At 69.6% G+C, this 23821-nt stretch carries 19 protein-coding genes; 17 read left to right on the top strand and 2 right to left on the bottom strand.

What is annotated here, in order from left to right; genetic code table 11:
- The first annotated feature begins 35 nt into the window (after positions 1-35).
- Together SNOV_RS01975 and choX are read left to right on the top strand one after the other, a co-directional pair.
- Positions 36-326, top strand: coding sequence for a hypothetical protein (locus SNOV_RS01975; RefSeq protein WP_013165227.1), 291 nt, complete (start codon positions 36-38; stop codon positions 324-326).
- A gap of 195 nt (positions 327-521) precedes the next feature.
- Positions 522-1466 carry a choline ABC transporter substrate-binding protein gene (gene choX, locus SNOV_RS01980; protein ID WP_013165228.1) on the top strand — a complete coding sequence of 315 codons (945 nt, stop codon included), beginning with the start codon at positions 522-524 and terminating at the stop codon, positions 1464-1466.
- A gap of 2 nt (positions 1467-1468) precedes the next feature.
- Here choX and SNOV_RS01985 read toward each other — a convergent pair whose 3' ends face one another.
- Positions 1469-2434 carry a GlxA family transcriptional regulator gene (locus SNOV_RS01985; protein ID WP_013165229.1) on the bottom strand — a complete coding sequence of 322 codons (966 nt, stop codon included), beginning with the start codon at positions 2432-2434 and terminating at the stop codon, positions 1469-1471.
- A gap of 104 nt (positions 2435-2538) precedes the next feature.
- On the opposite strand from SNOV_RS01985, the gene bcoG reads away from it, so the two are divergent.
- The 15 genes from bcoG (at position 2539) to SNOV_RS02060 (ending at position 22461) form a co-directional block, all read left to right on the top strand.
- A complete protein-coding gene (bcoG, locus tag SNOV_RS01990; RefSeq protein WP_013165230.1) occupies positions 2539-3441 on the top strand; it encodes a 3-dehydrocarnitine:acetyl-CoA trimethylamine transferase BcoG in 903 nt (300 codons plus the stop codon).
- A gap of 11 nt (positions 3442-3452) precedes the next feature.
- Entirely contained in the window at positions 3453-4964 is a 1512-nt protein-coding gene (locus tag SNOV_RS01995) for a carnitine 3-dehydrogenase (RefSeq protein ID WP_013165231.1), read from the top strand.
- A 330-nt stretch (positions 4965-5294) separates the two neighbouring features.
- Positions 5295-5954 (top strand): aldehyde dehydrogenase iron-sulfur subunit PaoA, encoded by a 660-nt coding sequence (paoA, locus tag SNOV_RS02000; protein ID WP_013165232.1) that lies wholly within the window; start codon positions 5295-5297, stop codon positions 5952-5954.
- On the top strand, positions 5951-6901 hold the full coding sequence (locus SNOV_RS02005) for an FAD binding domain-containing protein (RefSeq protein ID WP_013165233.1): 951 nt from the start codon (positions 5951-5953) through the stop codon (positions 6899-6901). The genes paoA and SNOV_RS02005 overlap by 4 nt, the downstream gene beginning before the upstream one ends.
- A gap of 3 nt (positions 6902-6904) precedes the next feature.
- The gene (gene paoC, locus SNOV_RS02010) at positions 6905-9115 is read left to right on the top strand and encodes an aldehyde oxidoreductase molybdenum-binding subunit PaoC (RefSeq protein ID WP_013165234.1); all 2211 of its coding nucleotides are present in this window, start codon (positions 6905-6907) and stop codon (positions 9113-9115) included.
- A gap of 122 nt (positions 9116-9237) precedes the next feature.
- The gene (locus SNOV_RS02015) at positions 9238-9828 is read left to right on the top strand and encodes an ANTAR domain-containing response regulator (protein WP_013165235.1); all 591 of its coding nucleotides are present in this window, start codon (positions 9238-9240) and stop codon (positions 9826-9828) included.
- Positions 9829-9838: 10 nt separating this feature from the next.
- Positions 9839-10990 carry a CmpA/NrtA family ABC transporter substrate-binding protein gene (locus tag SNOV_RS02020; protein WP_013165236.1) on the top strand — a complete coding sequence of 384 codons (1152 nt, stop codon included), beginning with the start codon at positions 9839-9841 and terminating at the stop codon, positions 10988-10990.
- Between the two features lie 551 nt (positions 10991-11541).
- Positions 11542-12879, top strand: coding sequence for a CmpA/NrtA family ABC transporter substrate-binding protein (locus tag SNOV_RS02025; protein WP_013165237.1), 1338 nt, complete (start codon positions 11542-11544; stop codon positions 12877-12879).
- A 53-nt stretch (positions 12880-12932) separates the two neighbouring features.
- Entirely contained in the window at positions 12933-13844 is a 912-nt protein-coding gene (gene ntrB, locus SNOV_RS02030; protein ID WP_013165238.1) for a nitrate ABC transporter permease, read from the top strand.
- Between the two features lie 10 nt (positions 13845-13854).
- Positions 13855-14649, top strand: a complete 795-nt coding sequence (locus tag SNOV_RS02035) for an ABC transporter ATP-binding protein (RefSeq protein WP_013165239.1) — start codon at positions 13855-13857, stop codon at positions 14647-14649.
- A gap of 10 nt (positions 14650-14659) precedes the next feature.
- Complete coding sequence (locus SNOV_RS02040) at positions 14660-15121, top strand: globin family protein (RefSeq protein ID WP_013165240.1); 462 nt, start codon at positions 14660-14662, stop codon at positions 15119-15121.
- Entirely contained in the window at positions 15118-16380 is a 1263-nt protein-coding gene (locus SNOV_RS02045; protein WP_013165241.1) for an NAD(P)/FAD-dependent oxidoreductase, read from the top strand. The genes SNOV_RS02040 and SNOV_RS02045 overlap by 4 nt, the downstream gene beginning before the upstream one ends.
- Complete coding sequence (locus SNOV_RS02050; protein ID WP_013165242.1) at positions 16380-18173, top strand: NirA family protein; 1794 nt, start codon at positions 16380-16382, stop codon at positions 18171-18173. The genes SNOV_RS02045 and SNOV_RS02050 overlap by 1 nt, the downstream gene beginning before the upstream one ends.
- Positions 18170-19750: a sulfite reductase subunit alpha gene (locus tag SNOV_RS02055; RefSeq protein ID WP_013165243.1), complete on the top strand. Its 1581-nt coding sequence runs from the start codon at positions 18170-18172 to the stop codon at positions 19748-19750. The genes SNOV_RS02050 and SNOV_RS02055 overlap by 4 nt, the downstream gene beginning before the upstream one ends.
- Positions 19750-22461, top strand: a complete 2712-nt coding sequence (locus SNOV_RS02060) for a nitrate reductase (protein WP_013165244.1) — start codon at positions 19750-19752, stop codon at positions 22459-22461. Before SNOV_RS02055 ends, SNOV_RS02060 begins: the two co-directional genes overlap by 1 nt.
- Here the strand turns inward: SNOV_RS02060 and SNOV_RS24300 are convergent.
- Positions 22458-23768: a PAS domain S-box protein gene (locus SNOV_RS24300; RefSeq protein WP_049785678.1), complete on the bottom strand. Its 1311-nt coding sequence runs from the start codon at positions 23766-23768 to the stop codon at positions 22458-22460. The two genes, SNOV_RS02060 and SNOV_RS24300, sit on opposite strands and share 4 nt — an antisense overlap.
- Positions 23769-23821 lie beyond the last annotated feature (53 nt).

The following is a 23821-nucleotide window of genomic DNA, read 5'->3' on the forward strand; positions in this document are numbered from 1 at the left end:
TGTCGCCGCGGTCCGTTTGTGAAGGAGAGGTAGCAATGTCGAGAGTTCCAGCTACCCTGTTGGCCGTCATTATGTTGGCGGCATCCGCCGCGGCGCCGGCATTCGCCCAGGATGCGGGCACGATGCCCGGCAACCTCAACAACCTGAACCAGCCGGTGATTCCGCCCGGCAACCCCGACAATCTGAACCCCGGCGCCGACGCGCCGCAGCCCCTCACCGGGGAGCTGGTGCCTCTGCCCGGCCCGCCGCCGGTGGGCGGCGCAGCCGATCTCAAGCTGCCGGACTGCGCTCCGCCCAATTGCGGCACGCCGCAGATCATGCAGTAGCGCCTCGCCATTAGAGGCTTCCCGCGGCTGGTGATCCGGTTTCCGCGCCGAGCGGGCTCCGCGCCGTGGCGCGTGCTCGCGCGCTTCGTATTCGGCTATCCGGCGTGCGGAATTGGTCAAGCAGCGGAGGTTGCCGGGCGTAGGCTTTCCCTTGCGGTGCCGCCAGCGGCATGATCGCCAACACGGGGAACAGCAATGATTTTACGCAGTCTCGTTGCCTGCCTCAGCTTGTCCGCCACGCTGCTCGGCTCGCCCGCCTTCGCCAGCGAGCCGGCTGCGTGCGCCAAGCCGCGCTTCTCCGATGTCGGCTGGACCGACATCACCGCCACCACCACCATCGCCAGCCAGATCCTGCAGAGCCTCGGCTACAAGCCGGAGGTCTCGGTGCTCTCCGTCGCCATCACCTTCAAGGCGCTGGAGAATGGCGACCGCGACATCTTCCTCGGCAACTGGATGCCCTTGCAGGAGCCGACGCAGGGGCCGCTGGTCAAGGCCGGCAAGGTCGACGTCGTCGTCGACAACCTCAAGGACGCCCGCATCGGCTTCGCCACCTCGAAGGAGGCCCATGACGCCGGCCTGAAGACCTATGCCGACATCGCCAAGTTCAAGGATCAGCTCGGCGGCAAGCTCTACGGTATCGAGGCCGGCAGCGGCGCCAACAACACCATCTCGAAGATGATCACCGAAGACACCTTCGGCCTGAAGGGCTTCGACCTCGTCGAATCCAGCGAGCAGGGCATGCTGGCCCAGGTATCGCAGAAGATTCGCATGAAGCAGCCGGTGGTGTTCTTCGGCTGGCGGCCGCACCCGATGAACGTCAACCTGCCGATCGCCTATCTCTCGAACGGCAACGACGTCTTCGGCCCGAATGACGGCGGCGCCACCGTGGTGACGCTGACCCGGCCGGGCTACGTCAAGGAATGCCCGAATGTCGGCCGGCTGCTCACCAACCTCGTCTTCGACGTGGCCATGGAGGACCGGCTGATGAGCGACATCCTCGACAAGGGGATGACGCCGGACGCCGCCGTGCGTGCCTGGCTGAAGGAGAACCCGGCCGTGCTCGACAAATGGCTCGCCGGCGTGACCACCTTCGACGGCAAGCCCAGCGTGACCGCGGTGAAGAGCGGGCTGGGCCTCTGATCTCACGACCTGGTTCGGCGCGCGGCCGAGGGCGGCGCGCCGAATTGCCGTCGATAGGCGCGCGAAAGCGAGGCGATGGCGGAAAAGCCCGTCCGCTCGGCGATGTCGGCGATGGGCAGATTCGTGTCCAGCACCAGCCGCCGCGCCGCATTCAGCCGCAGCGTCACGTAGTAGACGCCGGGCGACACGTCGACGGTCTTCTGGAACAGCGTCTCCAGCCCCCGCGTCGATACGCCCACCCGGCGCGCAATGGCGGCGATGGTGAGCGGCCGGTCGATATGGGTCTCCATGATGCGGATCGCCTCCGCCACGCGCGGCTCGTGCTGGCGGATGCGCCCGAGCGAGACGATGGGCTGCACGTCCGAGCCGGTGCGCACCTCCTCGTAGATATAGAGGCTGGCGACGTCGAGCGCGGCGGAATAGCCGTTGCGGGCGCGGATCAGCGACAGCATGCAGTCGAGCGCCGGCGTCGCCCCGCCGGTGGTGAACACCGGCTCGTCGACGACGAAGCGGTCCGGCTCGACATCCGCATTCGGGAAGCGGGCGGCGAAATCCTCCAGATCTTCCCAATGCGTGGTCGCCCGGCGCCCGTCGAGCAGTCCGGCGAAGCCCATCAGCCAGGAGCCGGATTCAATGCCGCCGACGATCTTCGAGCGGGTGGCGCCGGCGCGCAGGCTTTTCAGGATGCGCGGCGTCGCATGATGCACCGCGTCGAAGGCGGCGACGACGATCAACGCGTCCTGCTGCATCGACGGGTCGAACGCTCCGTCAACCGGAATCGGCAAGCCACAGCTCGCCACGGGCATCTGCCCGTCGATCGAGGTGAGCTTCCAGCGATAGGCGGCGCGCCCGAGCACGCGGTTGGCGCCGCGCATCGGGTCGAGCGTCGCCGCCAGCGACAGCAGCGACAGGCCGGAGAACAGCAGCAGCGTGACGTCGAGCGGCTCGTCGGAATGGGCGAAGATCATCGCGCACCGGTCGGCTTCGTAGAATGGAAAATCGTCTACGCAAATAGTTGCGTCACGGAAGCGCGATCACGTCAAGCTCCGCCCAATCAGCAGGGAGGCACGACATGCCGTTGTCGATGAATCGCGAGGTCTTCATCACCTGCGCCGTGACCGGCGCCGGCGACACGGTGGGGCGCTCGTCCCATGTGCCGGTGACGCCGCAGCAGATCGCCGAGAGCGCGATCGACGCGGCGAAGGCGGGGGCGGCGGTGGTGCATTGCCATGTGCGCGATCCCGAGACGGGGGCCGCGTCGCGCCGCCGCGACCTGTTCCGCGAGGTGACGGATCGTATCCGCTCGGCCGAGGTTGACGTGGTGCTCAACCTGACCGCCGGCATGGGCGGCGACCTCGTCTTCGGCAGCGTCGAGGCCCCGTTCCCGGTGAACGCGGCCGGCACCGACATGGCGGGCGCCACCGAGCGCGTCGCCCATGTCGCCGAGTGCCTGCCGGAGATCTGCACGCTCGACTGCGGCACGATGAACTTCAACCTCGGCGACTACGTCATGACCAACACGCCCTCCATGCTGCGCGCGATGGCGCGGCAGATGACGGCGCTGGGCGTGCGGCCGGAGATCGAGGCCTTCGACACCGGCCACCTCTGGTTCGCCAAGCAGCTGGCCGAGGAAGGGCTGATCGAGAACCCGGTGCTGATCCAGCTCTGCATGGGCATTCCGTGGGGGGCGCCAGACGACCTGAATACGTTCATGGCCATGGTCAACAACGTGCCGGCGAATTGGACCTTCTCCGCCTTCTCCATCGGCCGCAACGCGCTGGCCTATCCCGCTGCGGCGGTGCTGGCGGGCGGCAATGTCCGCGTCGGGCTGGAGGACAACCTCTATGCCGGCAAGGGCCAGCTCGCCACCAATGCGCAGCTTGTCGAGAAGGCCGCGACCGTGGTGACGAATATGGGCGCGCGCATCCTTGGACCGCAGGAGGTCCGCGAAAAACTCAAGCTGGTGAAGCGCTGAGAGGGATCGACATGACGAGCCTTGCCCCCATCTCCCGCGCCGCCTGCATCGGCGGCGGCGTCATCGGCGGCGGTTGGGTCGCCCGCTTCCTGCTCGCTGGCATCGACGTGAAGGTGTTCGACCCGCATCCTGAGGCCGAGCGTATTGTGGCTGAGGTGCTCGCCAATGCCGAGCGCGCCTATGGGCTGCTGACCAGCGTGCCGTTGCCGCCGCGCGGCCGGCTGACCTTCTGCGCCAGCGTCGGCGAGGCGGTAGCGGATGCTGAGTGGATTCAGGAGAGCGTGCCGGAACGGCTCGACCTCAAGCGCCGGGTGCTCGCCGAGATCGACGCCGCCGCACCGGCGGACGCGCTCATCGGTTCCTCCACCTCCGGCCTCCTGCCCTCCGACCTTCAGGAGGGGCTGGGTCATCCCGAGCGCCTCTTCGTCGCCCACCCCTACAACCCGGTCTATCTCCTGCCGCTCGCCGAGATCGTCGGCGGCAAGGCCACAAGCGCCGCCACCATCGCGCGGGCGAAGGATGCGCTCGACGCCATCGGCATGAAGGGCGTCGTCATCGCCCGCGAGATCGAGGCCTTCGTCGGCGACCGGCTGCTGGAGGCGCTGTGGCGCGAGGCGCTGTGGCTGATCAAGGACGACATTTGCGACGTCGAGACGCTCGACGACGTGATCCGCTATTCCTTCGGCCTGCGCTGGGCGCAGATGGGCCTGTTCCAGACCTACCGCATCGCCGGCGGCGAGGCAGGCATGCGCCATTTCCTCGCCCAATTCGGCCCGTGCCTGCAATGGCCGTGGACCAAGCTGACCGATGTCGTCGACCTCGACGAGGCGCTGGTCGAGAAGATCGGCGCCCAATCGGATGCGCAGGCGAAGGGCCTCTCGATCCGCCAGCTCGAGCGCATCCGCGACGAGAACCTCGTCGGCATATTGCAGGCACTGAAGGCAGGACAGGGCGGCGAGGGCTGGGGTGCGGGCAAGCTGCTCGCCGAATTTGAGCAGCGGCTGCGCGAGAGCGCGGGCCACGCGGACGCCGTCGACATCCATGCGCCGCTGCCGCTGGTCGAGACCCGCGTGTCGCCGGCCTGGATCGACTATAACGGCCACATGACCGAACACCGCTATCTGCAGGTGTTCGGCGACACCACCGACGCGCTGCTGCGCCTCATCGGCGCCGACCTCGCCTATGTCGAGGGTGGCCACTCCTACTACACGGTGGAGACGCATCTGCGGCACCTCGACGAGGCGCATCTCGGCGAGGCGTTGCGCGCGACCTGCCAGATCCTGTCGGTGGACGAGAAGCGCATCCACATCTTCCACCGGCTCTTCGCCGGCGCGGGGAACCGCGAGGTCGCCACCGCCGAGCAGATGCTGCTGCATGTCGACACCAGGGCCGGCCGGGCGACGCCCGCGCCGGAGATCATCCTCGCCCGGCTTCGTCCGATCGCCACGGCGCACGCCCAGCTCGACGCGCCCGAGGGCGCCGGCCGCGCCGTCGGCCAGAAGCGGTCGATGGCCGCCGTGTGAAGCGGAGCCGCTTCAGCGGCCCTCCTCGCATTCAAGCGTGCATTGTCGTAACCGACCGGCTTCACGCCGCGATATCGTTGTTCTTCGTCTTTCTGCCCGTACTCGTGTGGACGGTGCGGGCAGGGCGAATGATTTGTGCGAAGAGTTCGGGATTCCCGCCGTTCCGGCCGGTGATCCGCGAGACCGGGTTTCGGAGATGCTGCGCGGGAACCCATCCGGCCCGGCGGGCATTCAGCCCATGACAGCCGCCGCGGCGATAGCCGATCCCCCGCGGCACCGGACCGTCCGAACATCCGCCAAATCCAGGCCCTACAACGATCGGATCACGATATGCATAGCCATTCCGAACCCGGGCTCTCGCGCCGCGACCTGCTCGCCGCGGGTGCCGCGACCGTCGCCGGAAGTGCGGCTGTGGGTCCCGCGCACGCTCAAGATGCGGTGAGCACGACGTCCGTCGACACCGCGCCGCGCGCGCCGATCCACGCTCCCGTCCGCTTCACCGTCAACGGCCGCGCGCAGGCGCTGGAGCTCGATACCCGCACCTCGCTGCTCGACGCGCTGCGCGAGCATCTCCACCTCACCGGCACCAAGAAGGGCTGCGATCACGGCCAGTGCGGCGCCTGCACGGTGATGGTCGACGGGGTGCGCATCAATTCCTGCCTGACGCTGGCGGTGATGCACGAGGGCGCCGAGGTCACCACCATCGAGGGGCTCGGCACGCCGGAGCGGCTGCACGCGATGCAGGCCGCCTTCGTCAAGCATGACGGCTACCAGTGCGGCTATTGCACGCCCGGCCAGATCTGTTCGGCCGTGGCGGTGCTCGATGAGATCAAGGCCGGCATTCCGAGCCACGTCACCGCCGACATCACCGCGACGCCGGAATTCTCGGTCGACGAGGTCCGCGAGCGCATGAGCGGCAATATCTGCCGCTGCGGCGCCTATTCCAACATCATCGAGGCCATCACCGAGGTGGCGGGGAGGGCGGCATGAAACCCTTCACCTATGAGCGCGCCGCCTCACCGGCGCAGGCCGCCGCGGCCGCGATCCAGATGCCCGGCGCCAAGTTCATCGCCGGCGGCACCAACCTGCTCGACCTGATGAAACTGCAGATCGAGACGCCAGCCCATCTCATCGACGTCAACGGCCTCGCGCTCGACACTATAGAGCCGACGCAGGAGGGCGGGCTGCGCATCGGCGCGCTGGTCAGCAACACCGACCTCGCCGCGGATGCGCGGGTGCGCCGCGACTACGGATTGCTCGCCCGCGCCCTGCTGGCCGGCGCCTCCGGCCAGCTGCGCAACAAGGCGACGACCGCCGGCAACCTGCTCCAGCGCACACGCTGCCCCTATTTCTACGACACCGACCAGCCCTGCAATAAGCGCCATCCCGGCAGCGGCTGCTCGGCCATCGGCGGCGTCACCCGCCAGCTCGGCGTGATCGGCACCAGCGATGCCTGCATCGCCACCCATCCGAGCGACATGGCGGTGGCGCTGCGCGCGCTCGACGCCACGGTGGAGACGGTGAGGGCGGACGGCGCGACGCGGCGCATTCCCGTCGCCGAGCTGCATCGTCTGCCGGGCGACACGCCGCATGTCGAGACCGCGCTGGAGCCGGGCGAACTCATAACCGCGGTGGTGTTGCCGGCGCCGGTCGGCGGCACGCAGATCTACCGCAAGGTGCGCGACCGCGCCTCCTACGCCTTCGCGCTGGTCTCGGTCGGCGCGGTCCTCCAGCACGACGGCACCGGCCGCATCGCGGTCGGCGGCATCGCGCCGAAGCCCTGGCGGGTGGAGGAGGCGGAGGCCGAGCTGGCGAACGGCGCCCGCGCCTTCACCACGCGGCTGCTCGCCGGCGCCCGTCCGACCCGCGACAACGCCTTCAAGGTCGCGCTGGTCGAACGCACGCTCGCTGCGGTTCTCAACGAGGCGAGGGGCTGAGCCATGAAATTCGACACCCCCGCCACCACCAATCCGATCGACCAGATGAAGGTGGTCGGTCAGCCGCTCGACCGCATCGACGGCCCGCTCAAGACCACCGGCACCGCGCCTTACGCCTATGAGCGGCACGACGTCGCCGCCGCTCCCGCCTATGGCTACGTCGTCGGCTCCGCCATTGCGAAAGGGCGGATCGCCCGTATGGACGTCTCGGCCGCCCAGCGCGCGCCGGGCGTGCTCGCCGTCGTCACGGCCGAGAATGCCGGCTTGCTCGACAAGGGCAAGTACAATACCGCCAAGCTCTTGGGCGGCCCGGAGATCGAGCACTACCACCAGGCGGTGGCGCTCGTCGTCGCCGAGACCTTCGAGCAGGCCCGCGCCGCCGCGCCGCTGGTGAAGATCGACTACGCCACCGAGGCCGGCAGCTTCGACCTGCACGCCGCCCGCGTCGCCGCCTTCCCGCCGGAGGAGAACGAGATCACCGGTCCGCCGGAGACCCATGTCGGCGACTTCGCCGGCGCCTTCGCGCAGGCGCCGGTGACGCTCGACGAGACCTACACCACGCCGGACCATTCCCACGCGATGATGGAGCCGCACGCCACCCTCGCCGCCTGGGAGGGCGACAAGCTGACCGTGTGGACCTCCAATCAGATGATCGCCTGGGCGAATGGCGATCTCGCCAAGACCCTGCGCGTGCCGACGGAGAAGGTGAGGGTCATCTCGCCCTTCATCGGCGGCGGCTTCGGCGGCAAGCTGTTCCTGCGTGCGGATGTCGTGCTGGCGGCGCTCGGCGCGCGGGCGGCGGGACGGCCGGTGAAGGTGGCGCTTCAGCGCCCACTGATCGCCAACAACACCACCCACCGCCCAGCCACCATCCAGCGCATCCGCATCGGTGCGACGCGCGAGGGCGTCATCACCGCCATCGGCCATGAGAGCTGGTCCGGCGACCTCGAAGGCGGCGGCCCGGAGACGGCGGTGAACCAGACCCGCCTGCTCTATGCCGGCGCCAACCGCATGACCGCGATGCGGCTCGCGGTGCTCGACCTGCCGGAGGGCAACGCCATGCGCGCGCCCGGCGAGGCGCCGGGCATGATGGCGCTGGAGATCGCCATGGACGAGATGGCCGAGAAGCTCGGCATCGACCCCATCGAGTTCCGCATCCGCAACGACACTCAGGTCGACCCGGAGAAGCCGGAGCGGCCCTTCTCCGCCCGCGCCTTCGCCGAATGCCTGCGCCTCGGTGCCGAGCGCTTCGGCTGGGATGCGCGCAATCCGCGTCCCGGCCAGTGGCGCGAGGGGAAATGGCTCGTCGGCATCGGCATGGCCGCCGCCTTCCGCAACAATTTGCTGATGAAGTCGGGCGCCCGCGTCCGACTCGACGGCGACGGGCGGGTGACGGTCGAGACCGACATGACCGACATAGGCACCGGCAGCTACACCATCATCGGCCAGACCGCGGCGGAGATGATGGGCGTGCCGATCGAGAAGGTGACGGTGCGCCTCGGCGATTCCAGCTTTCCGGTCTCCGCCGGTTCGGGCGGCCAGTTCGGCGCCAACAATGCGACCGCCGGCGTCTATGCCGCCTGCGTGAAGCTGCGCGAGGAGGTCACGCAAAGGCTCGGCTTCAATTCCGAGGACGCGGTGTTCGCTGACGGGCAGGTGCGCGCGGGCAACCGCTCCGTGCTGCTCGGCGCGGCGGCGGCTGAAGGCGACATCATCGCCGAGGACGCAATCGAGTATGGCGACCTCGACGAACGCTACCAGCAGTCGACCTTCGGCGGGCATTTCGTCGAGACGACGGTCGATGCCTATACAGGCGAGACGCGCATCCGCCGCATGCTGGCGGTCTGCGCCGCCGGGCGCATCCTCAACCCGAAGTCCGCGCGCAGCCAGGTCATCGGCGCCATGACCATGGGCGCCGGCGCGGCGCTCATGGAGGAACTCGCCGTCGACACGCGGCGCGGCTTCTTCGTCAATCACGACCTGGCCGGCTACGAGGTGCCGGTGCATGCCGACATCCCGCACCAGGAGGTGATCTTCCTCGACGAGACCGACCCGCTCTCCTCGCCGATGAAGGCGAAGGGCGTGGGCGAGCTCGGCATATGCGGGGTCGGCGCGGCGGTGGCGAACGCCGTCTACAACGCCACCGGCGTGCGCGTGCGCGACTATCCGATCACGCTCGACAAATATCTCGACCGCCTGCCCGACGCCGCCTGAGCGGCGCCGGGCGATCGTTCAGGCAGGGCGGGTGCGTCATCTCGCGCCGGTGAAGGTGGTCCTCGGATTGCATATTCCTCGCCGATGAGTTGCATTCCCCGTACCCGCTTCAGCGTCGCGCGATGACGGCCGACCCCGCCCTTCGTATCGTCATCGTCGACGAGAGCCCGTTGCGGGCCGCCATCCTGGAGGAGGGCCTGCGCGAGGCGGGCTACCGCAACGTGCTGCGCCTGCCCGAGCGCCACGATCTGCTGGCGCGTCTGCACGCCATCGATCCCGACGTGATCGTCATCGACCTCGAAGACCCCTCGCGCGACGTCATCGAGCAGATGTTCCAGGTCAGCCGCGAGGTGAAGCGGCCCATCGCCATGTTCGTCGACCAGTCGGACAGCTCGACCATCGCCGCGGCGATCGACGCCGGCGTCTCCGCCTACATCGTCGACGGGCTGAAGAAGGAGCGCGTCAAGCCGATCATCGACATGACGATCAGCCGCTTCCGCGCCTTCGCCCGCCTGCGCGAGGAGCTCGAACAGACCCGCACCGAGCTCGAGGAGCGCAAGACCATCGACCGCGCCAAGGGCATCCTGATGAAGATGAAGGGGCTGGACGAGCCGCAGGCCTACGCCCTGCTGCGTCGTACCGCGATGAACGAGAAGCGGCGCCTCGTCGACATCGCCCAATCCGTCATCACCGCGGCGGAGCTGCTGAAATGAGGTCATTCCGATGAGGCGCCTGTCGATCGGCTTCATCCCGCTCACCGACGCGGCGGTGGTGATCGCCTGTGCCGAGCGCGGCTTTGCGGCCGCGCAGGGGCTGCGCCTCGACCTGCACCGCGAGGTCTCCTGGGCCAACATCCGCGACAAGGTGAATGTCGGCCTGCTCGACGGCGCGCACATGCTGGCGCCGCTCGCCATCGCCTCCTCGCTCGGCCTCGGCCATGTGCGGGTGCCGCTGGTCGCGCCCTTCGCGCTCAACCTCAACGGCAACGCCATCACCGTCGCCAACGCCCTGCACGAGGCGATGCAGGCGACCGGCGAGGATCTTTCCAGCGCCGAGGGCGCTGCCCGCGCGCTCGGCCTCGTGGCGCGGCAGCGGCTGAAGGACGGGCAGGACCCGCTGACCTTCGCCACGGTCTATCCCTTCTCCACCCACACCTACATGCTGCGCCATCTGCTCGCCGCCGCCGGGCTCGACCCCGACCGCGACGTGCGCCTCGTCGTGGTGCCGCCGCCCTACACGGTGGAGAATTTGCGTAGCGGGCTGATCCACGGCTTCTGCGTCGGCTCGCCGTGGAACAGCGTGGCGGTCGAGGCCGGGGTGGGGCGTGTCCTGCTGCTCGGCTCGGAAATCTTCGCCCGCGCACCGGAGAAGGTGCTCGGCGTGCATGCGCGCTTCGCCAATAGCGAGCCGGACGTGCTGGCCCAATTGGTGCGCGCGCTCGACGCGGCGGCGCGCTGGTGCGACCAGCCGCAATCGCATGAGGAACTCGCCGCCCTGCTCGCCGAGCCGCGTCATCTCGGCCTGCCGCGCGACATGCTTACGCGGGCGCTGGCGGGCCGGCTCAAAGGTACGGGCGACGCCGTTCCCCGCTCCGACGTCGACTTCCTGGTGATGCACCGCAACGGCGCCAACCGGCCCGATCCGGCGCAGGCGCTGTGGATCTACGGCCAGATGGTACGGGCGCGGCAGGCGCAGTTCTCGACCGACGCCGCACATGAGGCGATGCAGGTCTACCAGCCCGCCCTCTATGACGCCGCGCTGGGCACGCACGGCACTCCTCCCGCCGTGGAGCCGGACCCCGTCGGCACCCGCTTCGGCATGCCGTTCCGCCCCGAGGACATCGAGGGCTATCTGGCCGAGGTCGACCGCGTTTAGGCGCCAGATTCGTTTTGCCCCGCGATAACCCCATCCCCACCCTCATGGCGGGGCTTGACCCGAAGTCGGCATCTGCCGACTTCGGTCTTCTTAATGCAGAACTCGGGCAAGCCCGAGTTCTGGCCACCCAGTGACCGGGTGCGCCCAGTTCCCTGGGTCCCCGGGGCAAGCCCGGGGATGAGGGAAAGTGAAAGCCAAGCTTCCGCTGCGTTGCACATAAGGGCGTCAGCTGCGCAGAAATTAAGCGCAACCGGTTGTTGCGGCGGCTGTTGCGGCCGTAACCGGCCAAATCCGCCAAGTCGCTGATTTCTCTTTGGATCGGTTCTCGACTGGCGGCTACCCGCGCAGTTGGCACGCGCTGTGCATTGCTTATTGCACCGCCGGCCAACGATGACCGCGCGTTTCCAGAATTCCGCCCACCGACGGGCCCTTGGCAAAGCCGCTGACACCGCGCGAGGTTCGCCTTCGCGGGTCCGTGGCTTTTTGCGTTTCACCGCCGTGTCAGGGGCTTCCCGCGCGGCCGACCGAGACAAGCTTTCGAGGACCAGCCGATGACCGATACGCCGTCCCGCCGCAGTAAGTCCCGTAGCGATTCCCGCCTGTCCCGCCGCTCCTTCCTCAAGGTGTCGGCCGCCACGCTCGGCACGGCCAGCCTCGTCGAGGCGCTGCGCTTTTCCTTCCCCGGCGGCGTGCCCTCCGCCTACGCCGCGGGGCCCGAGACCACCAAGGCCGTGCTCGGCTACATCGCGCTGATGGATGCGAGCCCGCTCGTCATCGCCAAGGAGAAGGGCCTGTTCGCCAAGCACGGCGTACCCGACGTCGAGGTGGTGAAGCAGGCCTCCTGGGGCGCCACCCGCGACAATCTCGTGCTCGGCGGCGCCGCCAACGGCATCGACGGCGCCCACATCCTCTCGCCGATGCCCTACCTCATCTCCACCGGCAAGGTGACGCAGAACAACGTGCCGACGCCGATGTACATCCTCGCGCGGCTCAATCTCGACGCGCAGGCGATCTCCGTCTCCAACGAATACAAGGACCTCAAGGTCACCACCGACGCCTCGGCGCTGAAGGCCGCCTTCGCCGCCAAGAAGGCGGCGGGCAAGGAAGTGAAGGTCGCCATGACCTTCCCGGGTGGCACGCACGACCTCTGGCTGCGCTACTGGCTCGCCGCCGCCGGCATCGACCCGGACAAGGACGTCTCCACCATCGTGGTGCCGCCGCCGCAGATGGTGGCGAACATGAAGGTCGGCAACATGGACGCCTTCTGTGTCGGCGAGCCGTGGAACGAGCAGCTCGTCAACCAGGGCATCGGCTACACCGCCTGCACCACCGGCGAGATCTGGAAGCACCATCCGGAGAAGGCGCTCGGCATGCGCGCCGACTTCGTCGAGAAGAACCCGAACGCCACCCGCGCCATCCTGATGGCGGTGATGGAAGCCCAGCAATGGTGCGACCAGCCGGCCAACAAGGAGGAGATGTCGACCATCGTCGGCAAGCGGCAATGGTTCAACGTGCCGGTCGCCGACATCCTCGGCCGGGCGAAGGGCGACATCAACTACGGCAATGGCCGGGTGGTGAAGGGCTCCGACCAGTACATGAAGTTCTGGCAGGACCAGGCTTCCTATCCCTTCAAGAGCCATGACGCCTGGTTCGTCACCGAGGACATGCGCTGGGGCAAGTTCGAGCCCACGACCGACGTCAAGGCGCTGGTCGACAAGGTGAACCGCGAGGACCTCTGGCGCGACGCCGCCAAGGCGCTGGGCGTGGCGGCGGCGGACGTCCCGTCCTCCACCTCGCGCGGCAAGGAGACCTTCTTCGACGGCAAGGTCTTCGATCCGGGCGATCCCTCCGCCTACCTCGCCAGCCTCGAGATCAAGCGGGTCGCCTGAGGACGCGCCGCGTCCTCCCGCCTCGACCCGACACCCCGAATTCGGAGCAACCCATGTCCCTCACCGCCCTGAAGAGCGAGACGACCGTGCCGCCGAAGCCCGCCGCCGGCGGCAAGAGTGGCGCCAAGGTCGTCCGCCTCGTCTTCCCGGCCCGCCCGGCCGCCGCGCCGGGGCGTTTCGCGACCCTCGGTCATTCGCTCGCCGTCACCCTGGTGCCGCCGCTCGTCGTGCTGATGCTGCTGCTCGGGCTGTGGGAGCTGCTCTGCGCCGGGCCCGGCGCCACCCTGCCGCCACCTTCATCGATCTGGCAGGACTCTTACGACCTCATCGTCGACCCGTTCTTCGTCAACGGGCCGCAGGATATCGGCCTTGGCTGGCGCGTGCTGGTGTCGCTGCAGCGCGTCGCCATCGGCTTCGGCCTCGCGGCTGGCGTTGGCATCCTGCTCGGCGTGCTGATCGGCCAGTCGGTCTGGGCGATGCGCGGGCTCGACCCGATCTTCCAGGTGCTGCGCACCGTGCCGCCGCTCGCCTGGCTGCCGATCGCGCTCGCCGCCTTCCGCGACAGCAACCCCTCGGCGATCTTCGTGATCTTCATCACCGCCATCTGGCCGGTGATCATCAACACCGCGGTCGGCGTGCGCAACATCCCGCAGGACTACCGCAACGTCGCGCAGGTGCTGCGGCTGAACCCGTTCGAGTTCTTCGCCAAGATCATGCTGCCGGCGGCGGCGCCGTACATCTTCACCGGCCTTCGGATAGGCGTCGGCCTGTCCTGGCTCGCCATCGTCGCCGCCGAGATGCTCACCGGCGGCGTCGGCATCGGCTTCTTCATCTGGGACGCGTGGAACTCCTCGCGCCTGTCCGACATCATCGTGGCGCTGGTCTATATCGGCGTGGTCGGCTTCGTGCTCGACCGCCTCGTCGCCGGCATCGGCGCCTTCGTCACCCGCGGCACCGCCGCCTGAGGAGGCTCCCATGACCGCCTATCTCAAGCTAGACCACATCGACAAGGTCTTCGCCCGCGGCGGCAATGTCACCGAGGTGCTGAAGGAAGTCTCGCTCGACGTCACCAGGGGCGAGTACATCTCCATCATCGGCCATTCCGGCTGCGGCAAGTCCACCCTGCTCAACATCGTCGCCGGCCTCACCCCGGCGACCACGGGTGGCGTCATCCTCGAAGGCCGGCAGGTCGACGGCCCCGGCCCCGACCGTGCCGTCGTGTTCCAGAACCACTCGCTGCTGCCCTGGCTGTCGGTCTACGACAATGTCCGCCTCGCCGTGGACAAGGTGTTCTCCGGCGTGAAGAACCGCGCCGAGCGGCACGACTGGACCCTGCACAATCTCGAACTGGTGCAGATGGTCCACGCGAAGGACAAGCGCCCCGCCGAGATTTCCGGCGGCATGAAGCAGCGCGTCGGCATCGCCCGCGCGCTCGCCATGGAGCCCAAGGTTCTTCTTCTGGACGAACCCTTCGGCGCGCTCGACGCGCTCACCCGCGCTCATCTGCAGGATTCGGTCATGCAGATCCACGCCGCCATCGGCAACACCGTGCTGATGATCACCCACGATGTCGACGAGGCGGTGCTGCTCTCCGACCGCATCGTGATGATGACCAACGGCCCCTCGGCGCGCATCGGCGAGGTGCTCGACGTCGAGCTGCCGCGCCCGCGCCGCCGACTCGATCTGGTGACCGACCCCACCTACCTCGCCTGCCGCGAGGCGGTGCTGAAGTTCCTCTACGAGCGCCACCGCTTCGTCGAAGCCGCCTGAGGAGATCGCCATGACGCCCGAGCGCATCGCTCTCGTCCGCGAGAGCTTCGCCAAGGTCCGCCCCATCGCCGATGATGCCGCCGCCCTCTTCTACGGCCGCCTGTTCCAGATCGCGCCGGAGGTTCGTCCGCTGTTTCCGGCCGACCTCACCGAGCAGGGCCGCAAGCTGATGACCACACTGGCGGTGGTCGTGAATAGCCTGGACGACCTGCCGGCACTGCTGCCGGTGGTGCAGCGGCTCGGCGCCCGCCATGCCGGCTACGGCGTGACCGGCGAGCACTTCGCGCCGGTCGGCGCGGCGCTGCTGTGGACGCTGGAGAAGGGGCTGGGCGAGGGCTTCACGCCCGAGGTCCGCATGGCCTGGACCGAGGCCTATCACGTCCTCGCTACGGTGATGATCGATGCCCTCAAGTCGGCGGCGCCGCCGGTGCAGGAATCGCCCTTCGGCCGCATCGTCGGGGTGCAGCCATGAACCCCGCCATCCGTCTCCCGCGCGAGCGCCTGCTGATCATCGGCAACGGCATGGCGGCGGCGAAGCTCTGCGAGGAGCTCGACAGCGCCGCCCACGGCCGCTTCGACGTCACTGTCGTCGGCGCCGAGCCGCACCTCGCCTATAATCGCGTGCTGCTCTCCTGCCTGCTCGCCGGCGAGATCGGCGCACCGGACATCGAACTGCACTCCGCCGCCTGGTGGCGCGCCAAGGGCGTCACCGTCCGCACCGGCTGCCCGGTCGCCGCCATCGACATCGAGGCGCGCCACGCCGTGCTCGCCGACGGCACGGTGCTCGGCTGGGACAAGCTGGTGTTCGCCACCGGTTCGCAGGCGATCCGCCTGCCGGTGCCCGGCATGGAGCTTCCCGGCGTCATGACCTTCCGCGACCGGGCCGATGTCGAGGCCATCCTCGCCTCGGCCAGCCCCGGCCGCCGGGCGGTGGTGATCGGCGGCGGGCTGCTGGGCCTGGAAGCCGCGACCGGCCTCGCAGGCGCCGGCATCGAGACCGCGGTGATCCATCTCGCCGACCGGCTGATGGAGCGCCAGCTCGATGCCCGCGCCGCCGGCCTGCTGAAGCGCGCAGTGGAGGCACGCGGCATCGCCGTGCATCTCAACGCCTCGACGCAATGCATCGAGGGCACCGATCGTGTGGAGGCATTGCGCCTCGCCGATGGCCGTTGCCTGCCGGCGGACCTCGTCATCGTCGCCTGCGGCGTGCGGGCGAATGCTGAACTCGCCCGCGCCGCCGGCATCGCCTGCCAGCGCGGCGTGCTGGTCGATGACGGGCTCGCCACCGATATGCCCGGCGTCTACGCGCTCGGCGAATGCGCGGAGCATCGCGGGCAGGTCTATGGCCTCGTCGAGCCGGCCTATGAGCAGGCGCGGGTGCTGGCGGCGCGGCTCGCCGGCGGCTCGGCCCGCTACGAGGGCAGCGTCACCGCCACCAACCTCAAGGTCTCCGGTGTGAAGGTGTTCTCCGCCGGCGACTTCATGGGCGGCGCGGACACGCAGGACATCGTGCTGTTCGATGCCCGCGCCGAGCATTACCGCCGGCTGGTGCTGCGCCCGGACGCCGCCGGCACAAGGCTCGTCGGCGCGGTGCTGTTCGGCGACACGGCGGACGGCCTCTATTACCTCGACCTGATCCGTTCGGGACGCGACATCTCCGCTGAGCGCGCCGACATCGCCTTTGGCCGTCCCGACCTTCCCCTTCCGAACCTTGCCAGGGAGGCCGCGTGATGGGCTCCGATTTCTCTCCCGAGCAGAAGCGCTATCTTGAAGGCTTCGTCGCCGGCATCGCCGCCACCCGCGCTTCCGGCGGCATCACCGGAAGCGCCGCGAACGCCGCGTCGGCGCCGGTCGTCGCTGCCGAGCCGACCGGCCCCGACGCCGCCGCGCACCGGGCCATGGCCCGCTTCGAGGCCGAGGGCCGCAAGCTGGTCAATGAGGAGAAGATCAAGCGCGAGGAGCTCGGCCTCGATTCCTATGCGCGCATGAAGCAGCATGCCCGCGACGGCGCCTTCCCAAAGGGCGGCGACGTCTTCCGCTGGAAGTTCCACGGCCTGTTCTACGTCGCCCCGACGCAGGACAGCTATATGTGCCGGCTGCGCATCCCGAACGGCATTCTGAAGCACTGGCAGTTCGAGGGCGTCGCCGACCTCGCCGAACACCATGCCGGCGGCTACAGCCACATCACCACCCGCGCCAATCTGCAGATTCGCGAGATCCCGGTCACCGAAGGCCCGGCCGTGCTGGAAGGGCTGGTCGGGCTCGGCCTCACCTCGCGCGGCGCCGGGGCGGACAATATCCGCAACGTTACCGGCTCGCCGGCCGCCGGCATCGATCCGCAGGAGCTGATCGACACGCGGCCCTATGCGCTGGAATGGCATCACCACATCCTCGCCGACCGTTCGCTCTACGGCCTGCCGCGCAAGTTCAACGTCGCCTTCGATGGTGGCGGGCGCATCGGAGCGCTGGAGGAGACCAACGATATCGGCTTCCAGGCAGTGGAAGTGGCGGACGGCTTCGGTGTGGCGCCCGGCGTGTGGTTTCGCGTCGTGCTGGGCGGCATCACCGGCCATCTCGACCTCGCCCGCGACACCGGCGTGATCGTGCGCCCGGAAGAGGCGACCGCCGTCGCCGACGCCATGGTACGGGTGTTCATCGACCATGGCGACCGCACCGACCGCAAGAAGGCGCGGCTGAAGTACCTGCTCGATGCCTGGGGCTTCGAGAAGTTCCTCGCCGCCGCCGAGGAGAAGCTCGGGGCCAAGCTCACGCGCGTGCCAGCCGAGGCGGTGGCGCCGCGTCCCGAGCCCGACCGCCTCGCCCATGTCGGCGTGCACAAGCAGACGCAGGAGGGGCTGAACTGGGTCGGCGTCGTGCTGCCGGTCGGCAAGATGAGCGTCGAGCAGATGCGCGGACTCGCCCGCATCGCCCGCGACCTCGGCGATGGCGAGCTGCGCCTCACCGTCTGGCAGAATCTGATCCTCTCCGGCGTTGCCGACGCCAATGTCGCGCTGGTCGAGGCGGCGCTGGAGGCGCTCGGCCTCACCTCCCGCGCTACCGCCATCCGCGCCGGCCTCGTCGCCTGCACCGGCGCGGCCGGCTGCAAGTTCGGCAATGCCGACACCAAGGCCACCGCCGAGGCCATCGCCCGCCATTGCGAGGGCCGGGTCGCGGTCGATCTGCCGGTGAACATCCATGTCACCGGCTGCCACCATTCCTGCGCGCAGCATTACATCGGCGACATCGGCCTCGTCGGCGCGCGCGTGCCGCTGAACGAGGAGGGCGACACCGTCGCCGGCTATCATGTCGTGGTCGGCGGCGGCTTCGGGCCGGATGCCGCCATCGGCCGTGAGCTTTGGCGCGACGTGCGCGAGGAGGAGGCCCCAGTTCGGGTCGAGGCGCTGCTGCGCGCCTGGCTCGCCAACCGCATGGACGACGCCGAGACGCTCGCCCGCTTCACCCGTCGTCATGAGCCCGAGGCTCTACGCTCCCTTGTCGATATGGCAGCGGAGATTTCGGCATGAATGCACCCATGTTGCAGCCGATGCCGGCCGTTTCCTACCTGCCGGAAACCGCGCCCTTCAGCGAGGAACAGCGCGCCTGGCTGAACGGCTTCTTCGCCGCCGTCCTCGCCCCGCCGACCGGCACGCCGGTGGCGCTCGACGCACCCGCCGCGCCGGCCATCGAGGACGACGGCGCGCCCTGGCACGATCCCGCCATGCCCCTGGACGAGCGCATGAAGCTGGCCGAGGGCCGCCCGCTGCCGCGGCGTCTTATGGCCGCCATGGCGCAGCAGGATTGCGGCCAGTGCGGCTATGTCTGCGAGAGCTACGCCGCCGCGCTCGCCGCCGGCACCGAGGCCAAGCTCAATCTCTGCGCCCCCGGCGGCAAGGAGACGGCGCGCATGCTGAAGGCGCTCGCCGCCGAGCTGGATGGCGCGCCCGCCGCCGTGCCGGCGACGTCGGCACCTGCTGCCCCTGTGGGTGCCCCCGGCACCTCGCGCGACAACCCGGCCCTCGTCACCCTCGTCTCCCGCCATCGGCTCAACAAGGGCGCCTCGGAGAAGGAGACGTGGCACGTCGAGTTCGATCTCGCCGCCGCCGGGCTCGACTACACGGTGGGCGACAGCTTCGGCATCTTCCCGGAGAACGATCCGGCCCTCGTCGCCGCCGTGCTGGCCGCGATCGGCGCCGACGGGAGCGAGGAGATTGAGGGCCGCACCGTCGCGGACATCCTCGCCCGCGATGTCTCGCTCGGCGGCGCGCCGGACGGGCTGTTCCAGCTCCTCACCTACCTGACCGGCGGCGAGGCGCGGCGGCGCGCCCGAGCGCTGGCGGCCGGCGAGGACCCGGACGGCGACGCGGCCGGCCTCGACGTGCTCGCCGCGCTGGAAAAGTTCGGCCGGCCCGCCATCGCCGCCGAGGTGCTGGTCGAGGCGCTGGAGCCGCTGCAGCCGCGCCTCTATTCCATTTCGTCGAGCCCGAAGGCGACGCCCGGCCGGCTGTCGCTGACCGTCGACACGGTACGTTACAAGCTCGGCAGCCGCACCCGGCTCGGCGTCGGCTCGACCTTCCTGTCCGGCCGGCTGGAGCCGGGCACGCCGATGCGCGCCTATGTGCAGAAGGCGCACGGCTTCGCCCTGCCGGCCGATCCCGCGACGCCCGTCATCATGGTTGGGCCGGGCACCGGCGTCGCGCCGTTCCGCGCCTTCCTGTGGGAGCGGATGGCGAGCGGCGCCAAGGGCCGCAACTGGCTGTTCTTCGGCCATCAACGCAGCGACTGCGACTTCTTCTACGAGGACGAGCTTTCCGGCATGCGTGCCGGCGGCCACCTCGCGCGCCTGACGCTCGCCTGGTCGCGCGACGGCTCCGAGAAGGTCTATGTGCAGGACCGCATGCGCGAGGTCGGCGCCGACCTGTTCGCCTGGCTGGAGGAGGGCGCGCATTTCTACATCTGCGGCGACGCCAAGCGCATGGCCAAGGATGTCGAGCGGGCGCTGGTCGAGGTGGTCGCCGCCCATGGCGGCAGAACCACCGACGACGCCCTCGCCTATGTCGCCGGACTGAAGAAGGCCGGCCGCTATCAGGCGGACGTCTACTGATGAACGCGCCGGTGCCCCCGCCGCTCGGCGAAGTGGTCGCCGCTGCATCGTCCGGCAGGCCGGCGGTGCGCACGACCTGCCCCTATTGCGGCGTCGGCTGCGGCGTGCTGGCGACGCTGGACGGGCAGGGCGGGGCGCTGATCGCCGGCGACCCCGAGCATCCCGCCAATTTCGGCCGGCTGTGCTCCAAGGGCTCGGCGCTCGGCGAGACGCTGGGGCTGGAGACGCGGCTGCTCCATCCCATGGCACGCGAGGGCGACGGCCCGCTGCTGCGCATCGGCTGGGGGACGGCGCTCGACCGCATCGCGAGCGCCTTCCGCGACACCATCGACCGGCACGGGCCGGATTCCGTCGCGCTCTATCTCTCCGGCCAGTTGCTGACCGAGGATTATTACGCCGCCAACAAGCTGGCCAAGGGTTTCCTCGGCACGGCGAATGTCGACACCAATTCGCGCCTGTGCATGGCTTCCTCGGTCGCCGGCCATCGCCGCGCCTTCGGCTCGGACACGGTGCCGGGCTGCTATGAGGACCTCGACGAGGCCGACCTCGTGGTGCTGGTCGGCTCGAATGCCGCCTGGTGCCACCCGGTGCTGTTCCGCCGCATCGAGGCGGCCCGGGCGCGGCGCGGCACGCGCGTCGTCGTCATCGACCCGCGCCGCACCGCCACCGGCGACGAGGCCGACCTGTTCCTCCCCGTTCGCGCAGGCATGGATTCGATCGTCTTCTCCGGCCTGCTGGTCCGGCTGGCAGAGCACGGCGCGCTGGACGACGCCTATATCGCCGCCCACACGAGCGGCTTCGAGGCGACGCTGGCCGCCGCGCGCGAGCTGGCGCCGGATGTCGCCACGGCGGCACGGGCGGCAGGCGTGGAGGCCGAGGCGCTGGAGGAATTCTACCGCCTGTTCGAGCGGACGGAGCGCGTCGTCACCTGCTATTCGCAGGGCGTGAACCAGTCGGCGCAGGGCACCGACAAGGTCAACGCCATCATCAATTGCCATCTCGCCACCGGCCGCATCGGCCGGCCCGGCATGGGGCCGTTCTCGCTCACCGGCCAGCCCAACGCCATGGGCGGGCGCGAGGTCGGCGGCCTCGCCAACCAGCTCGCCGCGCATATGGATTTCTCGCCCGGGAGCGTCGACCGGGTGGGCCGCTTCTGGCAGGCGCCGCATATGGCGACACGCGAGGGGCTTAAGGCCGTCGCGCTGTTCGATGCCATCGCCGCCGGCAAGGTGAAGGCGCTGTGGGTGATGGGCACCAACCCGGCGGTCAGCCTGCCGCGCGCCGACGGCGTGCGCGAGGCACTGCGCGGGCTCGACTTCCTCGCCGTCTCCGACAATGTCGCGGCCAACGACACGCTGGGCTGCCGGCCGCATCTGGTGCTGCCGGCGCTCGCCTGGGGCGAGAAGGACGGCACCGTCACCAATTCCGAGCGGCGCATCTCGCGCCAGCGCGCCTTCCTGTCGCCGCCGGGCGAGGCGAAGGCGGACTGGTGGGCCATCGCGCAGGTCGGCAAGCGGCTGGGCCATGCCGCCGCCTTCAAATGGCGCTCCGCTGCCGAGGTGTTTCGCGAGCATGCCGCGCTCTCCGCCTTTGAGAATGGCGGCACGCGCGATTTCGACCTGTCGGGCCTTGCCGGCCTCGACGATGCGGCGTTCGACGCCCTCGCGCCGGTGCAGTGGCCGGTGCGCGGGGCGGGGGAGAGCAAGCGCTTCTTCGCCGAGGGCGGCTTCTATACGTCCGACCGCAAGGCGTGTTTCGTGCCGCCCCGGCGTCCCGAACTGGCGCGGGCGACGAGCGAGGCCTATCCGTTCCTCCTCAACACCGGCCGCATCCGCGACCAGTGGCACACCATGACCCGTAGCGGTCTCAGCCCTCGGCTCGGCGCGCATCTGCCGGTGCCCTTCGCCGAGATCAATGCGGAGGACGCCGCACGTCTCGGCATTACGGACGGGGCGATGGTGCGGGTGGCGTCGGCGCATGGCGCGCTGGCGGTGGAGGCGCGCCTCGCCGCCGGCCAGCCGCGTGGCACCGTCTTCGTGCCGATCCACTGGAGCGAGGCGACCTCCTCCTGCGGCCGTCTCGGCGCGCTGGTCGCGGGCGATACCGATCCTGCCTCCGGCCAGCCGGAGGCGAAGGCGACACCAGTGACCCTCGTGCCTGTCGAGATGCCGTTCCGCGGCTTCGTGCTGTCGCGGCAGGCGATGACGCCGCCGCCGGCGCAATGGTGGGCGCGCGCCACGCTCGACGGCGCCATCGCCTACATCCTCGCCGATGACCGCCCGCCGCAGGACTGGCTGCACGCATGGCTAGGGGACGAGACAGGGGCGGTGCGTCTCGACGATGCCGGCGCCGGGCGCTACCGCTTCGCTGATTTCGACGAGGCCGGCCGCATCCGCCTCGTGGCCTTCGTCGAGCGCTCGGACCGTCGTCTCGACTGGTCCGGCGCGCTGTCGTGGTTCGCCGACGAGGAGCGGGATATTGCCCGGCGCGGTCAGGTGCTCTCGGGCCGGGCGGAGAGCGGCGGCGCCTGCGGCCCGGTCATCTGCGCCTGCCACGGCGTGGCGCAGGACAGCATCGAGGCCTTCATCGCCGGCAATCCGGCGGCGGGGCTCGCCGGCATCGGCGCGGCGCTGAAGGCCGGCACCAATTGCGGCTCCTGCATCCCGGAACTGCGGCGCCTGCTGGCGCGCACCGAGCCGGCGCTCGGCTAGGAGTTCCCGCCGGTGGCAGCCTCCAGCGCCGCCAGCTTCTTCTTCAGCGCCTTGGTCTCCTCGAAGCGGGCGGTGACGTCGCGCAGCGCGGCGACCATGCCGGTGACCTTCCCGGTCTCGTCCTTCATCAGCACGATGGTGAACTCGATCGAGATGCGCCGTCCGTCCTTGTGCAGGCCCGGCACCGCCAGCAGGTCGCCGGCGCCATAGCGGCTGACTCCCGAGGCTATCGTCTCGTCATAGCCTTCCCAATGCCGGGCGCGGAACGGCTCGGGGATGATGATGTCGAGCGACTGGCCCAGCGCCTCCTCTTCGGTGAAGCCGAAGATGCGCTCGGCGCCGGCGTTCCACAGCACGATGGTGCCGTCGGTGGCGCTGGCGATGATGGCGTCGGCGGCGCTGTCGAGCAGTGCGTCGCCGATCTGCTCGCGGCTGAAGCCGTGCACCGCGCGCGCCGTTCGCGCAGCGACCGTGCCCGATTGCGGTGAGGGGGTCGTCCCGCCATCGGTGGCGTCACCGAACAGGTCCTCGACCGGCCCGAAGAACTCGTAGTTCAGCCGCTCCACTGGCACGCCGCGCTGCGCCAGCCCCGGCACGAAGTCCCTGAGGAAGCGCAGCGGCCCGCAGACGAAATACTCGGCCTCATTGAGCGGCGTATGCGCGGCCAGCCAGTCGAGGCTCAGATGGCCGGAAATGTCGAAGTCGCGCCCGGCCACGTCGCCGCTCTCGGGCCGCGTGTAGAGGAAGGTCGTCTCGATCCCGTCCGAGGCGGCGGCGAGGTCGCGGACGTGCTTTCCCAGGGCATGCGTGCCGCCGTTCTGGGTGCAGTGGACGAACTGCACGCGGACGTGGCGCTTCTCGCGCACGAATTCCTCCAGCATCGCCACCATCGGCGTCAGCCCGACGCCGGCGCTCACCATGACGATGGGTCGCTCGTCGCCGCGCGGCAGCACGAAGCTGCCGTCCGGCCGGGCGATGTCGAGCCGCGTGCCGGGCTCAGCTGAATCGTGCAGCCATTTGGTGACCGTGCCGGCGGGCTCGCGCTTCACCGTGATCCGGTAGGTCTCGCCGTTCGGCGCCGAGGAGATGGTGAAGTTGCGCTTCTGCCGGCCATGGCCCGGCACCTCGGCGAACAACGTGAGGTGCTGCCCCGCCTCGTGCGGCGCCGGCGGGCGACCATCCGCCGGGCGCAGCACGAAGGAGGTGATGACCTCGCTCTCCTTGTGGCGGCTCTCGACGACGAAGGCGCGGGGGCCTCGCTGATCCACATGAGCGGGCTGCGCTGTTGCCGCGGCGGTATCGGTCATGGTGTTGGCCTCTGCAGAAATCATGTATAGAGTATGCATGATTTGGCGAACTA

The organism is Ancylobacter novellus DSM 506, from assembly GCF_000092925.1.
Lineage (GTDB): Bacteria > Pseudomonadota > Alphaproteobacteria > Rhizobiales > Xanthobacteraceae > Ancylobacter > Ancylobacter novellus.

Coding starts and splice junctions, on each gene's coding strand:
- SNOV_RS02005 (WP_013165233.1), top strand. CDS start 5,951: ATGAAACCCTTCACCTATGAGCGCGCCGCCTCACCGGCGCAGGCCGCC.
- SNOV_RS02035 (WP_013165239.1), top strand. CDS start 13,855: ATGACCGCCTATCTCAAGCTAGACCACATCGACAAGGTCTTCGCCCGC.
- SNOV_RS02020 (WP_013165236.1), top strand. CDS start 9,839: ATGAGGCGCCTGTCGATCGGCTTCATCCCGCTCACCGACGCGGCGGTG.
- SNOV_RS24300 (WP_049785678.1), bottom strand. CDS start 23,768: ATGACCGATACCGCCGCGGCAACAGCGCAGCCCGCTCATGTGGATCAG.
- ntrB (WP_013165238.1), top strand. CDS start 12,933: ATGTCCCTCACCGCCCTGAAGAGCGAGACGACCGTGCCGCCGAAGCCC.
- SNOV_RS02040 (WP_013165240.1), top strand. CDS start 14,660: ATGACGCCCGAGCGCATCGCTCTCGTCCGCGAGAGCTTCGCCAAGGTC.
- SNOV_RS02015 (WP_013165235.1), top strand. CDS start 9,238: ATGACGGCCGACCCCGCCCTTCGTATCGTCATCGTCGACGAGAGCCCG.
- SNOV_RS01975 (WP_013165227.1), top strand. CDS start 36: ATGTCGAGAGTTCCAGCTACCCTGTTGGCCGTCATTATGTTGGCGGCA.
- SNOV_RS02045 (WP_013165241.1), top strand. CDS start 15,118: ATGAACCCCGCCATCCGTCTCCCGCGCGAGCGCCTGCTGATCATCGGC.
- SNOV_RS01995 (WP_013165231.1), top strand. CDS start 3,453: ATGACGAGCCTTGCCCCCATCTCCCGCGCCGCCTGCATCGGCGGCGGC.
- SNOV_RS02025 (WP_013165237.1), top strand. CDS start 11,542: ATGACCGATACGCCGTCCCGCCGCAGTAAGTCCCGTAGCGATTCCCGC.
- SNOV_RS02055 (WP_013165243.1), top strand. CDS start 18,170: ATGAATGCACCCATGTTGCAGCCGATGCCGGCCGTTTCCTACCTGCCG.
- paoC (WP_013165234.1), top strand. CDS start 6,905: ATGAAATTCGACACCCCCGCCACCACCAATCCGATCGACCAGATGAAG.
- choX (WP_013165228.1), top strand. CDS start 522: ATGATTTTACGCAGTCTCGTTGCCTGCCTCAGCTTGTCCGCCACGCTG.
- SNOV_RS02060 (WP_013165244.1), top strand. CDS start 19,750: ATGAACGCGCCGGTGCCCCCGCCGCTCGGCGAAGTGGTCGCCGCTGCA.
- paoA (WP_013165232.1), top strand. CDS start 5,295: ATGCATAGCCATTCCGAACCCGGGCTCTCGCGCCGCGACCTGCTCGCC.
- SNOV_RS02050 (WP_013165242.1), top strand. CDS start 16,380: ATGGGCTCCGATTTCTCTCCCGAGCAGAAGCGCTATCTTGAAGGCTTC.
- bcoG (WP_013165230.1), top strand. CDS start 2,539: ATGCCGTTGTCGATGAATCGCGAGGTCTTCATCACCTGCGCCGTGACC.
- SNOV_RS01985 (WP_013165229.1), bottom strand. CDS start 2,434: ATGATCTTCGCCCATTCCGACGAGCCGCTCGACGTCACGCTGCTGCTG.